This window comes from Sphingomonas populi (genome assembly GCF_004208535.1).
Lineage (GTDB): Bacteria > Pseudomonadota > Alphaproteobacteria > Sphingomonadales > Sphingomonadaceae > Sphingomonas > Sphingomonas populi.
The window spans coordinates 183,038-197,472 of record NZ_SGIS01000001.1 but is presented as its reverse complement, the minus strand read 5'-3'; the positions used below and the strand labels follow the sequence as shown (position 1 = coordinate 197,472).

Annotated in this window: 12 protein-coding genes; 4 read left to right on the top strand and 8 right to left on the bottom strand. The window is 65.0% G+C overall.

Features of this window, described 5'->3' with window-relative positions; translation table 11 throughout:
* Positions 1 to 79: 79 nt before the first annotated feature.
* The 5 genes from pgl to EWE75_RS00905 all read right to left on the bottom strand — a co-directional run bounded on the left by pgl (position 80) and on the right by EWE75_RS00905 (position 4,020).
* A complete protein-coding gene (gene pgl / locus EWE75_RS00925) occupies positions 80 to 787 on the bottom strand; it encodes a 6-phosphogluconolactonase (RefSeq protein WP_130154811.1) in 708 nt (235 codons plus the stop codon).
* Positions 788 to 944: 157 nt separating this feature from the next.
* Positions 945 to 2,414, bottom strand: coding sequence for a glucose-6-phosphate dehydrogenase (gene zwf / locus EWE75_RS00920; RefSeq protein WP_130154810.1), 1,470 nt, complete (start codon positions 2,412 to 2,414; stop codon positions 945 to 947).
* A gap of 46 nt (positions 2,415 to 2,460) precedes the next feature.
* Positions 2,461 to 3,390, bottom strand: a complete 930-nt coding sequence (gene argC, locus EWE75_RS00915) for an N-acetyl-gamma-glutamyl-phosphate reductase (protein WP_130154809.1) — start codon at positions 3,388 to 3,390, stop codon at positions 2,461 to 2,463.
* Entirely contained in the window at positions 3,387 to 3,626 is a 240-nt protein-coding gene (locus EWE75_RS00910; protein ID WP_231708136.1) for an SH3 domain-containing protein, read from the bottom strand. Before EWE75_RS00910 ends, argC begins: the two co-directional genes overlap by 4 nt.
* A gap of 37 nt (positions 3,627 to 3,663) precedes the next feature.
* Positions 3,664 to 4,020, bottom strand: coding sequence for a MarR family transcriptional regulator (locus EWE75_RS00905; RefSeq protein ID WP_130154907.1), 357 nt, complete (start codon positions 4,018 to 4,020; stop codon positions 3,664 to 3,666).
* A gap of 227 nt (positions 4,021 to 4,247) precedes the next feature.
* Between EWE75_RS00905 and secG the strand changes: the two genes are divergently transcribed.
* Together secG and pyrG are read left to right on the top strand one after the other, a co-directional pair.
* On the top strand, positions 4,248 to 4,646 hold the full coding sequence (secG, locus tag EWE75_RS00900) for a preprotein translocase subunit SecG (RefSeq protein WP_130154906.1): 399 nt from the start codon (positions 4,248 to 4,250) through the stop codon (positions 4,644 to 4,646).
* A gap of 100 nt (positions 4,647 to 4,746) precedes the next feature.
* Positions 4,747 to 6,381 carry a CTP synthase gene (gene pyrG, locus EWE75_RS00895; RefSeq protein ID WP_130154808.1) on the top strand — a complete coding sequence of 545 codons (1,635 nt, stop codon included), beginning with the start codon at positions 4,747 to 4,749 and terminating at the stop codon, positions 6,379 to 6,381.
* Between the two features lie 45 nt (positions 6,382 to 6,426).
* Here pyrG and EWE75_RS00890 read toward each other — a convergent pair whose 3' ends face one another.
* The 3 genes from EWE75_RS00890 to EWE75_RS00880 form a co-directional block, all read right to left on the bottom strand.
* Entirely contained in the window at positions 6,427 to 7,533 is a 1,107-nt protein-coding gene (locus tag EWE75_RS00890; RefSeq protein ID WP_130154905.1) for an AAA family ATPase, read from the bottom strand.
* A 189-nt stretch (positions 7,534 to 7,722) separates the two neighbouring features.
* The gene (locus EWE75_RS00885; protein ID WP_130154807.1) at positions 7,723 to 9,108 is read right to left on the bottom strand and encodes an RNB domain-containing ribonuclease; all 1,386 of its coding nucleotides are present in this window, start codon (positions 9,106 to 9,108) and stop codon (positions 7,723 to 7,725) included.
* A 123-nt stretch (positions 9,109 to 9,231) separates the two neighbouring features.
* Complete coding sequence (locus EWE75_RS00880; RefSeq protein WP_130154806.1) at positions 9,232 to 9,705, bottom strand: Hsp20 family protein; 474 nt, start codon at positions 9,703 to 9,705, stop codon at positions 9,232 to 9,234.
* A 259-nt stretch (positions 9,706 to 9,964) separates the two neighbouring features.
* Between EWE75_RS00880 and EWE75_RS00875 the strand changes: the two genes are divergently transcribed.
* Both EWE75_RS00875 and EWE75_RS00870 read left to right on the top strand, forming a co-directional pair.
* Positions 9,965 to 12,448, top strand: a complete 2,484-nt coding sequence (locus EWE75_RS00875) for a TonB-dependent receptor (protein WP_130154805.1) — start codon at positions 9,965 to 9,967, stop codon at positions 12,446 to 12,448.
* Between the two features lie 642 nt (positions 12,449 to 13,090).
* The gene (locus tag EWE75_RS00870; RefSeq protein WP_130154804.1) at positions 13,091 to 14,341 is read left to right on the top strand and encodes a lipoprotein-releasing ABC transporter permease subunit; all 1,251 of its coding nucleotides are present in this window, start codon (positions 13,091 to 13,093) and stop codon (positions 14,339 to 14,341) included.
* The last annotated feature ends 94 nt before the right edge of the window (positions 14,342 to 14,435 follow it).

The window sequence follows — 14,435 nt, the reverse complement described above, 5'->3', positions numbered from 1 at the left end:
CCGACGCGCACCCCCCTCTTATCGCGTGACCTGCGCACGCGAAACAGGGGGGTGGTCGTAGGTGTAACGTTTTATCGGGTCAGGGCGCCCAATGGATGTCGGCGGGCAATTCGGCATCGGCCAGCACGCGACCGATCGGATATTTCGAGGCCGGACCCTGCTTGATCGCGGTCTCGATCACCTTGCGCTTGGCGTCGCCGGTCACGGCGAGCATCAGCGCGCGCGCCGTGGTGATCGCCGACAGGCTGAGCGTGACGCGCGGCACCGGCGCGTCGGCGGGCAGCGGATCGGGCATCACGCCCAAAGCGCGGCGCTCCTTGGGGCCGTTGACCGCTTCGTCGTAATCGGGGCCGGGGAAGATCGAGGCGGTATGCCCGTCGGCGCCGACGCCGAGCAGGCACAGATCGAGCGGCCAGTGCAGATCGCCGAGCCGTGCGTCGGCGGCCTTGCCCGCCGCCTTGTAATCCTTGGCGGCCTCGCTGATGAGCGGGATGACGCGTGCGCCCTTGGGGATGAAGATCTTGCCGATCGCGGTGACGTTCGACAACGGATCGCCCAGCGGCACGATGCGATCGTCGCCGGGCACGATCGTCACGCGCTTCCAGTCGAGCTTGGTCGCAGCCAGTTTCTCGTAGATCGGCATCGGCGTCTTGCCGCCGGCGAGCGCGATGACCGCGCCGCCGCGCGCATCGATCGCGCTTTCGATGATGAAGGCGATGTCTCCTGCGACGGCGCCGGCCATCTCGGCTGCATCGTCATAATCCCACCATTCGACTTCGTCGGTCATGTCTTTGTCCTTAATGCGTAAATCAGTCCGTTCGCCCTGAGTAGCTGCTGAGCCTGTCGAAGCGGCGTATCGAAGGGCACGCTCCGGGCAATGTCCTTCGATACGGGTCTTCGACTTCGCTCAGCCCCTACTCAGGACGAACGGGATAGGGGGGCGTTCAATCGTCCTGCCAGGTAACCCCGTCGCGCTCGGTCAGCGCGATCGCGGCGCTCGGCCCCCAACTTCCCGAGGGGTAGCTTTTGGGCTTGGTGTCGTTGGCGGTCCAGCCGGCCCGGATCGCGTCGATCCATTCCCATTGCGCCTCGACCTCGTCGCGGCGGACGAACAGAGTCTGGTCGCCTTCGATGAGATCCAGCAGCAAGCGCTCATAGGCGATGCGACGCGGCTTGCCGGCGAAGGCGGCGTCGAGGCTGAGATTGAGCGGCAGTTCGCGCAGGCGGATGCCCTCGCGGTCGAGGCCCGGTTCCTTGGCCATGACGAGGATCTGGATATATTCCTCGGGCTGCAAGCGGATCACCAGCACGTTGGGCTGGAGCAGCCCGCCGCGGTTGCGGAACATCGAGTGCGGCACCGGCTTGAACTGGATCGCGATCTCGCTGCGCCGCGTCGTCATGCGCTTGCCGGTGCGCAGGTAGAAGGGCACGCCCTGCCAGCGCCAATTGTCGACATGCGCCTTGATCGCGACGAAGGTCTCGGTGGTGGAGGGCTGGCCGAGTTCGTCGATATAGCCCCTAACGATCTCGCCCTTGACCGCGCCCGCGCCATATTGGCCGGTGACGGTGTTGGCGGGCACCTGATCGGGCGCGATCGGGCGCATCGAGCGGAACACCTTGGCCTTTTCATCGCGGATCGCGGCGCCGTCGAACTTGGCGGGCGCCTCCATCGCGACGAGCGCGAGCAACTGGAGCATGTGGTTGGCGACCATGTCGCGCAGAGCGCCGGCGCCATCATAATAAGACGCGCGATCCTCCAGCCCGACCGTCTCGGCGATGGTGATCTGGATGTTGTCGATGCCCTGCGCGTTCCAGATCGGCTCGAAGAACGAATTGCCGAAGCGCAGCGCCATGATGTTCTGGACGGTTTCCTTGCCCAGATAATGGTCGATGCGGAAGGTGCGGTCCTCGCTGAATGCGGTCGCGACCGTGTCGTTGATCTCGCGGCTGGAAGCGAGATCGTAGCCGAGCGGCTTTTCGAGTCCGATTCGCACCGTCTCGCCGGCGAGACCGGCTGAGGCGAGGCCCTTGATGACCGGCTCGAACAGCGACGGCGCGGTCGACAGGAAGATGGCGAGCCCGCCCGAGACATCGCCGACCTTCTCGGCGAGCGTCTTATAGCCTTCGACATCGGCGGCGTCGTGCGCCTGATAGCCGAGCCGCTTGAGGAAGCTCTTGATCTTCTCGGCGTCCTTGCGGTCGTCGGGCAGGAACTGCTTCAACGCCTTTTCGGCGAACTTCTGGTAATCGGCGTCGTCATGCTCGGCGCGCGCGGTGCCGGTAATGGTCAACGCCTCGGGGAGCAGGCCGTCGGCGTGCAGCCCATAAAGCGAGGGCAGCAGCATGCGCTGGGCGAGATCGCCCGTCGCTCCGAACAGCAGCAGCTTGGCGACTGGCTGGCGCGTTCCTGGCATTTGTCGATCTCCTTGGTTCGCGTCGGCGAAACGAATCGGTGGCCGTTTAAAGCGTCAGCCCCGCGACCGGGTCCAGCCCGGCCATCAGATTGAGGTTCTGCACGGCGGCGCCGGCGGCACCCTTGCCGAGATTGTCGAGCGTGGCGATCAGCCGCGCCTGGCCGGTCTCGGCATTGCCGCAGACCCGCAAGGTGAGCCGGTCGGTGCCCGCATCATCCTCGATCGCGACAGTGGTGGCATCGCCATCCACGACGCGGACGATCGGCGAGGTCTTGTAGGCGTCGCGCAGTGCTGCTTCGCACGCGGCGAGCGACGGGCGGCGCGGGAAGACGTGGAGCGGCAGCGGCACTTCAACGATCATACCGCGATAGGTGTTGGCCACGGTGGGGGTGAAGATCGGCGGATGCTCGACGCGGGCATGTTTCTGCATCTCGCCGACATGCTTGTGGGCGAGCGCGAGCGCATAGGCGCGTGCGGCGGAGGGCGGCGTGCCGTTCTCATAGTCGGCGATCATCGCCTTGCCGCCGCCCGAATAGCCCGACAGCGCGTTGACGGTGAGCGGCCAGTCGGCCGGGATCAGGCCGGCGCGGATGAGCGGCCGGACCAGCGCGAGGAAGCCGGTCGGGTAGCAGCCGGGGTTGCTTACGCGGGCTGCGGACGCGACGGCATCGGCGGCACCGGGTTCGAGTTCCGGGAAACCGTAGGTCCAGCCTTCGGTCGTGCGGAACGCGGTCGATGCGTCGATGACGCGGGTGCGGTCGTTCTCGATCAGCGACACCGCCTCGCGCGACGCGGCATCGGGCAGGCAGAGAATGACGAAATCGGCGGCGTTGAGCGCTTCGGCGCGCGCCTTGGCGTCCTTGCGAAGCTCGTCGTCGAGGATGATCTGCTCGATATCGGCGCGCCCGGCGAGCCGATCGCGGATTTCGAGGCCGGTCGTGCCGACCGCCCCATCAATGAAAACGCGTGTGCTCATGACGAAGCTCTCACCAATGCCGTCTCATCGAGATAGCCGACCAGCCCGCAACCGGGCGCCTTGCCCCAGGCGTTGCCGCCGGCGAGTTCGAACACTTCGAAGACGTCGCCGGGCACCAGCGCAGCCCGCACATCCGAATCGCCGTCACGCGCGGCGCGCAGCGGGGTCTCGCGCGCGATCACCATCAGCACGGGAGCGGCGTAATGCGGGGCGAACACCCGGTCAGCCAGCCGCACGTCGGCGAGATCGCGACGTACCGCGTTGAAACGGGGATCAATCTCGACCGAGTGCCCCAGCAGCGCGAAGCTCCGGCGTGGGCTTGCGGCGGGGTGTTGGCTGCTCTGTATCGCCGATAAACTGGCCGAACTCTTCAAGAAAATCTGCCCCCTCGGACGTTTGCGCGATGAAGATATTGCGCTTGTCGGTATCGTCGCGTTGGCGCCGCAGATAGCCGAGGGAGCCAAGTCTATTCAAGGCGCGCGTGACGACCGGCTTGGAAACGTTCAAAACGCGTGCCAGCCCGCGCACCGTATGCGGTCCGGGGGTGAGATATACAAACAGAAGCAGCGCCATCTGCCGGTTGGTGAGATCGGGTTCACCGGACCGGACATAATCGACCAGCGCTTGCATCCAGCTATCGAGCGAACGATTGAACATAGAGGCCACGGCGAGTCTTTCTGTTAAACAGCTCGGCATCCCGGAGGCCGGGATGCTCGCAAGTTGTAACGATCCGCATTCGCTCTGGTTTCAGACCGGGCCCGAAATGTCCCGCGTTGGCAGCCACGGCGGTTGATCGACAGGGATTGCGGGCCTATGTGCGCCGCTTGAATTTCCCCGCAGGGTAGCCCGATTTCATGCTGTTCCAGTTCCTCCTCGTCGTTCACGCCATCATCGCCGCCTTATTGGTGGGGGTGATTCTCGTGCAGAAGTCCGAAGGCGGCGGTCTGGGCATGGGCGGCAGCCCGTCGGGGCTGATGTCGGCGCGCGGCGCGGCGGATTTCCTCACGCGCGCGACGACGGTGCTGGCGACCTTGTTCGTGGCGCTGAGCATCGGCCTCGCCGTGCTGGCGGCGCGCGGCCATACCGCGAAGATCGATACGACGCTTGCAACCGGCAAGCCGGCGGCACCCGCCGCACAACTGCCGGTGCCGCAGGCGCCTGCCGATGACGCGGCACCGTTCTCCTCGGCGGCCAAGCAGGCGATCGGCAATGGCGCAGCCCCGGCCGACAACAACAGCGTTCCGCTCGCCCGCTAACACGACGCTTCGCGCGGGGCATATCGCCCCGCTTTTCTTTATGGTCGCCGGAGTCGCGCGCTTGTCGTGCCACGGCGTTTGACGTTAGGCGTTTCCTCCCATGGCGCGGTTCATTTTCATCACCGGCGGCGTGGTCTCCTCGCTCGGCAAGGGTCTCATGGCGGCGAGCCTCGCGGCGTTGCTGCAAGCGCGCGGCTATCGCGTGCGAATCCGCAAGTTCGATCCCTATCTGAACGTCGATCCCGGCACGATGTCGCCCTATCAGCACGGTGAGGTCTATGTGACCGATGACGGCGCCGAGACCGACCTCGATCTGGGCCATTATGAACGTTTTACCGGCGTCGCCTCGCGTCAGTCGGACAACGTCACCTCGGGCCGGATCTATCAGCAGATCATCACGCGCGAGCGGCGCGGCGACTATCTCGGCGCGACCGTGCAGGTCATCCCGCACGTCACTGACGCGATCAAGGAATTCGCGCAGGCCGAGATCGACGACCTCGATTTCGTGCTGTGTGAGATCGGCGGGACGGTCGGCGATATCGAATCGCTGCCGTTCATCGAGGCGATCCGTCAGCTCAAGAACGATGTCGGCCGCGGCAATTCGATCAGCATCCACGTCACTTTGGTGCCGTACATCGCCGCCGCTGGCGAATTGAAGACCAAGCCGACCCAGCATTCGGTGCGCGAACTCGCTGCTCTGGGGGTACAGCCCGACGTTTTGGTATGCCGCTGCGAGCAGCCGCTGCCCGAGAGCGACCGCGCCAAGATCGCCTTGTTCTGCAACGTCCCCAAGGAAGCGGTGATCCCGGCGCTCGACGCCAAGAGCATCTACGCCGTGCCAGTGCAGTATCACGAGGAAGGGCTCGACATCGCCGTCCTCAACGCGTTCGGAATCGCGCCCGGCGGCGCGCCCGATCTGTCGCGCTGGACCGACATCATGGACCGAGTCACCAACCCCGAGGGCGAAGTGACGATCGGCGTGGTCGGCAAATATGTCGGCCTGCAGGACGCCTACAAATCGCTCAACGAAGCGCTGGTGCATGGCGGCATCGCCAACAAGGTGAAGGTCAACGTCCAGTGGATCGACGCCGAACTGTTTGAGGCGGCGGATAGCGACATCGCCGCCAAGCTCGAGCCAATGCACGCGATCCTCGTGCCCGGCGCATTCGGATCGCGCGGCGCGGAGGGCAAGATCGCCAGCGTCCGCTTCGCGCGTGAGCGCCGCGTGCCGTATCTCGGCATCTGCTTCGGCATGCAGATGGCCTGCGTCGAAGGCGCGCGCGATCTTGCCGGCATCGCCGAGGCAAGCTCGACCGAATTCGGCCCGACGCCCGAGCCGGTGGTCGGCATGATCACCGAATGGATGAGCGACGCCGGCATCGAGACGCGCGAGGAAGGCGGCGATCTCGGCGGAACGATGCGGCTCGGCGCGTATGAAGCCAAGCTCGACGGCAACAGCGTCGTCGCCTCGATCTACGGCGGCGAGACGATCTCCGAACGCCACCGCCACCGCTATGAGGTCAACACCGCCTATCGCGAGGCGCTGGAGAAGGGCGGCCTCGTGTTCAGCGGCATGTCGCCCGACGGCATGCTCCCCGAGATCGTCGAGCGGCCCGACCATCCGTGGTTCGTCGGCGTGCAGTTCCACCCCGAGTTGAAGAGCAAACCGTTCGACCCGCATCCCTTGTTCAAGAGCTTCATCGAGGCGGCGGTGAGGCAGAGCCGATTGGTTTGAGGGAGACCTCTCTGACCGATACAGCGTTGCAGCAGTAACGCGCGATTACCGCTTCGGCCAAACCCAACGCGGTGGATCATGGTCCTCGATCCGGGTTTCGCCCAGTCTCTTGCACAGTGCGATCTCGCGGACATCGTATTTATCACGGAGGCTATGGATGAGCGTCTCGCTGTGCGAAACCACGACGATCTGAGTATGGCGCGACGCCCGGATCAATAACCGGGCGAGCGCATCCAGCAAGGACGGGTGAAGGCTCGCCTCGGGCTCGTTGAGGATCATGATATCGGGTGGACGCGGGGACAGCAGCGCCGCTATCAGGAGCAGATAGCGCAAGGTTCCGTCCGACAATTCCTTGGCTCCGAGCGACCGTAACAGGCCGGGCTGGCGCATCTCCACGACACCGTAATCGTCGCCATTCACGATGATACCCGCGCCCGGAAAAGCATCCGCGACGGCTTCCTGAAGCGCGCCGCTGTCGCCGACCGCGAGAATGGTTGCGATGGCTGCGGCAAGATCGGCGCCATCGCTGCTCAACACGGGCGTATATGTCATCACCTGTGGCCGCCGGGCGGGGGCATCGACGTCAGTCCTAAGTGTATCGTAGAAACGCCAGTTCCGCATCCGTTCGCGCATGAGCAGCAGTTCGAGGCCGTCGATGGGATCTGCGCAATGTGTGACCATGCTATCGAAGGGCAGCAGATTGCTTAAGGCGCGTCGCCATTCGCCGGTATCGCTATTGCGCAAGCCAACCGATTGGCCGCGCCGCTCGGCGAACAGGTTCGCACGCCCCAGCGTCTCACCCGTCCACATGGCCTCCACCTTGATTTCGGGATCGCGTTGGAAGGGATGCATAGGCTCGGGCAGCCCGAGATCTATCGCGTATCCGAAATCCTCCCCCGAAAAGCCAAGTCTGAGGCTTACCGGTCCCGACCGGGTCGTGGCTTGAACGGGTTGAGTGCCGTCGATCATTCCTCGGCTGAACCGCTCCGGCCCAGCCCACAAGGTCGAAGAGAGTCCTCCCTCCGCTGCAAGGGACGCGATGAGGCGTCCCTGCGCTGCCTCAGCCAAAAGACGGAGGGAGCGGTACAGACTCGATTTTCCCGTGCCGTTAGCTCCAGTGATCAGGGTTAGCTGGCCCACCTCCAAAACCATGTCACGCAGGGAGCGATATCCACAAACGGCCAGGCGCGTTATCAATGCGAAGCTCCCCCGATTGGTCGTATCGACAGTTAGCGACTTCCGCCCTCATGCAAAGGGGTTCGGGGGTGCAACTATTACGATCGTCCTCGCTTTTCCAAACGGTCGGGCTACCATCGACGGTAGCCGGATGGCGAGCAACCCTCAGCCAACTCGCTCGAACGTCACGCTACGCTTCTCGATATCCACCCCGGACAGCGTAACGCGCACCGCATCCCCCGGCGCGACACCTATCGCCGCCACCCGCGTCACCACCGGCGCGTCGCACACCTGTATCCGCGCGCCGCGATCATCGGCGTCGGTGACGATCGCGTCGAAGCTCTGGCCGACATCGCGCGACAGCATCACCGCTTCGGCGAGATCGATCACGGCGCGGTCGATCTGGCCGCCGAGCGCCTCGGCCTTGGCCATCACCTTGGGCAAGGTCTCGAACGCGGCGCCGACCGTCTCGGGCACCGGACGGCCGTTGGCGATGGCGAGCGTCGCCTCCACCACATAGCGGTCGGCGAGGCGGCGCAGCGGGGCGGTGGCGTGCGCGTAGGTCGCTGCCATCGCGGCATGCCACGGTTTCACGCCGTCGCGGTACGGCGTGTAGCTCGCGCCCTGGCCGGCGCGGCGGATCGCGAGCATGAACGCGGCCTGCTGCGGATCGGCGGCGTCGAGCGTGCGGGCATACTCGTCGAGCGACTGTGCCTCGGGCCAGTCGAGATGATAGGCCCGTGCGGTATTGCGCAGTCGGGCGATGGCGCGTGCGTCGGGCGCCGCCATCACGCGGAACAGTCCGGTGTGGTGCGCGGCGAGCGCGTCGGCGATCGCCATGTTGGTGGCGAGCGACAGCGCGGCGTTCTGGTCCTCGGCGGCGAGGCGCGGGCGGAAGGCGAGTTGATAGGCGTCCGGTCCGGTCGCGCTCACCTCCTGTTCGGGCGGATCGACGCGGGCTGCGCCACGCGCCATCTCGGCCGCCGCGATCCGGCGCGACAGTTCGGAGAAGGCGGCGGGGAGGTCGGCGTCGGTGACGCTATCATAGGCGAGCTTGACGCGGCTGCGGATCAGCGCGCGTTCGGCGCCGTCGAGCTTGACCGCGCCGTCACCGGCGACGCGGACGGTGAAGATCACTGCGGGGCGCGGGCCGTCGGGTAGCAGGCTGGCAGCGCCCTGGCTCAGCACTGGCGGATAGAGCGGCGCCTTGCCGTCGGGCAGGTAGATCGTCTCGCCGCGCCGCCACGCCTCGGTATCGAGCGGATCGCCGTCGCCAACGAACCACGCGACATCGACGATGGCGTAGCGCAGCAGCAGGTCGCCGCCCGCCGCCTCGATCGAGAACGCTTGGTCGAGATCGGTCGAACTGGCCGGATCGAGCGTCACGAACGGCTCGGCGGTGCGGTCGACGTGTTCGGTCGGCGAGCGCCGGGCGGCGGCTTCGGCGGCGGCCAGCACCTCGGGCGGGAAGCTCTCGGGCACCTGATATTGCGTGCGGATGGCGCGCAGGCCCCGCGCTAGCGCGTGGGTCGGATCGATGAGCGTCTTCATCCGCGTCCGCTACACCCGATCGAAGCTGCGGAAAAGCCGCACAAAAAGGGCGCCCGGATCGCTCCGGGCGCCCTCCTGCGGCGCTCTCAATCGGGGAGGGGGGTGAGAGCGCCCGGCCGCGCGTTACGCGGCCTGTGCTTCGTCGACCGCCGCATTCTCGACAGCGGCGAGGGGTGCGCCGGTCTTGATCGCGATGGTCTTGGGCTTGGCCGCCTCGGGCACTTCGCGGACGAGGTCGATCACGAGCAGGCCGTCGGTGAGACGGGCATCATCGACGCGCACAAAATCGGCAAGCTCGAAGCGGCGCTCGAAGCTGCGATTGGCGATGCCGAGATGCAGGAAGGTGTTCTGGCCTTCCTTCTCGTCCTTCTTGCCCTTCACCTGCAGCAGATTCTGCTGGGCGACGATCTCGATCTCGTCACGGCTGAAGCCGGCGACGGCGAGGGTGATCCGGTAGCGGTCTTCGGCGACTCGCTCCAGATTGAACGGCGGGTAATTGTCCACCGCCTGTTGGCGCGCGCTGGTCTCCAACATGTCGAAGAGCCGGTCGAAACCGATCGCGGAACGGCGGAAGGGGGTGAGATCAAACTGACGCATGTGCATGCCTCCTGTGAGCGAATGAACGGTGCTGAAGGGCGCCCGCACAGCGGCGCGGCACCCGGTTTCGTGCGGCCCGACTGGCGCCGCACGCAGCAGATTTGGGGCGTTCGTTTTCGGGTTCAAGGGCCTCGCATGTGGATTTTTCGACGGGCCGCGAAGCGAAACTTTAGCGGTGTGAAGAACGAACGGGATGAAATCCTATCGAAACGATGGGTATTTAGGTGCGACTCGAATAAGAAAGTCTCAAGGGGATATGATGTTCGCTCAGCTCACGTCGATTTTGCTCGCTTCGGCTGCCGTCGTACCGGACGCACCTGCGGCGCAACCCGATGCCGCGCCGGCCCAGGTTCAGGCCCAAGTTCAGGCCCAGCCCGCCGCCGACGGCGACGTGGTGGTGACGGCGCGCCGCCGCGAGGAGCGCGCGCAGGACGTGCCGATCGCGATGTCGGTGATCGGCAGCGACACGATCGACAAGACCGGGGCGTTCAACGTCAACCGCTTGCAGCAGCAGCAGCCCGCGCTGCAATTCTATTCGAGCAACCCGCGTAACTCCTCGATCAACATTCGCGGGCTCGGCACGCCCTTCGGCCTCACCAACGACGGGATCGAGCAGGGCGTCGGCTTCTATCTCGATGGCGTCTATGTCGGCCGCGTTGGTGCATCGACGTTCGATTTCGTCGATATCGACCGGGTCGAGGTACTGCGCGGGCCGCAGGGGACGCTCTACGGCAAGAACACCACGGCGGGCGCGGTCAACATCACCACCCGCGCGCCGAGCTTCTCACCGGAGGCGAAGTTCGAGGCGAGCGGCGGCGATTACGGCTATGTGCAGTTGAAGGGGTCGGTCTCGGGGCCGATCACCAGCGACACGCTGGCGGCGCGGCTGTCGGCCTCGTTCACCCATCGCGGCGGCACGATCAAAGACACTACGAGCGACACATATCTCCAGAAGCTCGACAATTTCAGCGTGCGCGGCCAGTTGCTGTGGAAGCCGCGCGCCGATCTCGATTTCCGGCTGACCGGCGACTACAACGTCCAGAACCCTTTGTGCTGCGTGCAATATTATGCGCGGCTCGCGCCGACGCAGCGGCCGACCAACCGCCAATATGCCGCGCTCGCGGCGGCGGCGGGTTACACCGTGCCGAGCACCAACGCGTTCGACCGCGTGACCGATCTCGACGCGAGCATCAACTCGCGGCAGGAAATGGGGGGCGCGTCTCTGGTCGGCAACTGGGATATCGGACCGGCGACGATCACCTCGGTCTCGGCGTGGCGCTATTGGGACTGGAAGCCGGCGAACGACCGCGATTTCGTCGGCCTGCCGATCACCACCGTGTCGCAGAACCCGTCGCAGCAGAAGCAATGGTCGCAGGAACTGCGCATCGCCTCCAACGGGAAGAACACGCTCGATTATACTGCGGGCGTTTTCTACTTTCACCAGACGATCAATACACAAGGCTCGCAAGTTCAGGGTACTGCGGCGAGCGCGTGGCTGCTCAACCCGACGAGCGCCGACGGCAAGAACCCGAACGTGCTGAACGGCCTGACCTCGACCAACACGATCAACTTCAAGAACGACAGTTTCGCGGTATTCGGCAAGCTCAACTGGCAGCCGATATCCGGGCTGCATTTCGCGCCGGGCCTGCGCGTCAACTACGACAAGAAATCGGGATTCTACGATTCGGTCGTCAGCATCCACAACAGTCAGTATGATTTCGTCGCCACGGCGGCGAATGCGCAGGCGATGCTCGACGCCAAGACCGGCGCGGCCAAGACCACTTTCCAGAACCAGCTAAATACGCTGGCGCCGCAGCAGTACAGTCCGCGGTTCAGCGCATGGAACGTCTCGGGCGACGTCACGCTTTCTTACGACGTGACATCGGACGTTCACGCCTATGCCACCTATGCCCGCGCCTTCAAATCCGGCGGCATCAACCTGTCGGGTCTGCCGCTCGCTTCGACCACCAGCACGCTGACCAGCATTGCGGTCGATCTGACCAAGCAGACGGTCAAGCCCGAGAGCGAGGACCATTTCGAGGTCGGCCTGAAGAGCCAGTTCCTCGATCGCAAGCTGACGCTCAACCTCGCCGGGTTCTGGACCGACGTGCATGATTACCAAGCTACCGTGAACAACGGCCAGACCACCGTGATCCGCGGCTATCTCGCCAATGCCGGGCTGGTGCGCGTGCGTGGCGTCGAGTTCGATGCGTCGTATCGGCCGAGCGCACGGGTCAACCTCTATACCAACGGGGCCTATACCGACGCCAAATACCTGCGCTTTACCAACGCGCCATGCGCGCCGGAATTGACCGGAGGCACCGTCACCAACGTGCCGGGCGCCGCCGGTCCCGCTGGGACGCCGGGCGCGCTCAGCCCCGCATCCTGCGACATTTCGGGGACGGTACTGCCCGGTATCTCGAAATGGTCGTTCTCGTTCGGCGGCGAGGTCAACGTGCCGGTCGGTGATGGACAGGTCTATGCCGGCTATGACGGCAGCTATCGTTCGCGTTTCTCGTCCAATCCGACCGTTTCGGCGTATACCTGGATCGACGGCTATTCGCTCTCGAACTTCCGGCTGGGCTACCGGCAGGACAGTTTCAACGTGTTCGGGTGGGTGCGCAACGCCTTCAACCAGAATTACTATGAGCTCCTGTCGACCCAGTCGGGCTCGACCGGATTGATCGTCGGCCAGCCGGGCGATCCGCGCACGATCGGCGCGACGATCTCGAAGTCGTTTTGAGGAGAGCGGCGGGGCGATGCTCCGCCGCTGGAAATACGGCGGACATATTGGCTTGCTTATCGAGTAGCAGGTGGATGGGTCTGCCACGGTCGGCGGCGGCAACGCCGTCGGCCAAGGCAAACATCACTCTCCGTTCGTCCCGAGCGTGTCGAAGGCCGTGACCAGCTGAGCGCTGTTGGGACGCACTTCGATAGGCTCGAGACGAGCGGGGTGGGTGGTAGCGCCGGCGGCGAAGCCGCCGTCGGTCGGGTTCGCTGGCGCGACCCGCCGGCCGGTTGGGACGATGCGGGCCTTGCCCGCACCGGTCGCGTAGGCGCGACCTTCGCCCCAACGGCAAACGCCCGGGCCGTTTCCAGCCCGGGCGCCTGCGTGACGATCGCTCGTCAGCCCCCAAATCGTCTCCGCCCACACGCCCTTTTAGGCGGGACTGGAAACTCTCCCCGAACCACGGCCGTTGCCTGTGTCTCAGTGATTGTGTTGCTAGGGCGACATGGCGTTTTTGTCACCGGGATTGTGACACCGGCGCGGCGATTGCGGCGCTGCTGTGGCGTATACGCAACAGGGGTATGCAGGTTGCCAGCGGCGCACGCGCGACCTAGAGCGGCGACGACTTACCTCCCGGGGGCCGGGCAGACACCGCATATGATCCTTTCCAGATACGAACGCATGATCGCCAAGCGCTATTTGCTGCCGGGGCGCGGCGAGGCGTTTATCTTCCTCGTAGCCGGCATCAGCCTGGTCGCGGTGATGCTCGGCGTTGCCGCGCTCATCATCGTGATGAGCGTGATGAACGGCTTCCGCGCCGAGCTGTTCGACAAGATCGTCGGGCTGAATGGCCATGCCGTGATCCAGCCGGTCGGCACCGATCTGCCCGACTGGCGGCAGATCGCGAAGATCACCAAGGCGACGCCCGGCGTCACCAGCGCGCTGCCGCTGATCGAGCAGCCGCTGGCCGTGACCTATTCGGGCCGCTCCGAGGGCATTCTGGTGCGCGGCATGCGCGTCGAGGATATCCGCTCCAACGCGACGATCGGCAGCAAGGTCATCATGGGGTCGCTCAACAGCATCACCGTCGGCAGCGGCCGGGTCGCGATTGGCAGCAGGCTCGCCGAGGCGCTCGGCGCGCAGGTCGGCAGCCAGATCTCGATCTTCAATCCGCTCGGGCAGTCGACTCCGTTCGGCACGGTGCCGCGCGTGGTCAGCTACACGGTCGGCGCGATCTTCGAAGTTGGCGTGTACGATTATGACATCAAATACATCATCATGCCGATCGAGGATGCGCAGACACTGCTGCTGATGGACGATTCGGTGGGCATGATCGAGGTCAACACGGTCGATCCCGACCGGGTCAACGCGATCCTCAAGCCGGTCGAAAACCAGATCGCCGGCCGCGCCGTCATAACCACCTGGCAGCAGATGAACGCGCAGCTCTTCCAGGCGCTCGCGGTTGAGCGGGTGGCGATGTTCACCGTGTTGTCGATCATCATCCTCGTCGCGGTGTTCAACATCCTCTCCTCGCTGATCATGCTGGTGCGCGCCAAGACGCGCGACATCGCGATCCTGAGGACGATGGGCGCGTCCCGGTTCGGGCTGATGAAGATTTTCATGGTGGTCGGCACGACGATCGGCGCGCTCGGCGTGGTGGCCGGGTTGGTGCTGGGCTTCGTGTTCCTGTTCTTCCGCCAGTCGATCGTCGATTTCATCCAGTTGGTGACGGGGCAGAATCTGTGGGACCCGTCGATCCGGTTCCTGACCGAATTGCCGTCGAAGACCGATCCGGTCGAGGTGACGACCATCGCGCTGATGGCTTTGGTGTTCAGTTTTCTCGCCACGCTCTACCCCGCGTTCAAGGCGGCGAGTACCGATCCCGTGCAGGTGTTGCGTTATGAATAGTCCCCGGAACCGTTTTCCCGCGAACGCGGGAATCCAGAGCAACGCAGCACGGCGTTCGTGGCTCTGGACCCCCGCTTTCGCGGGGGAACTGGAG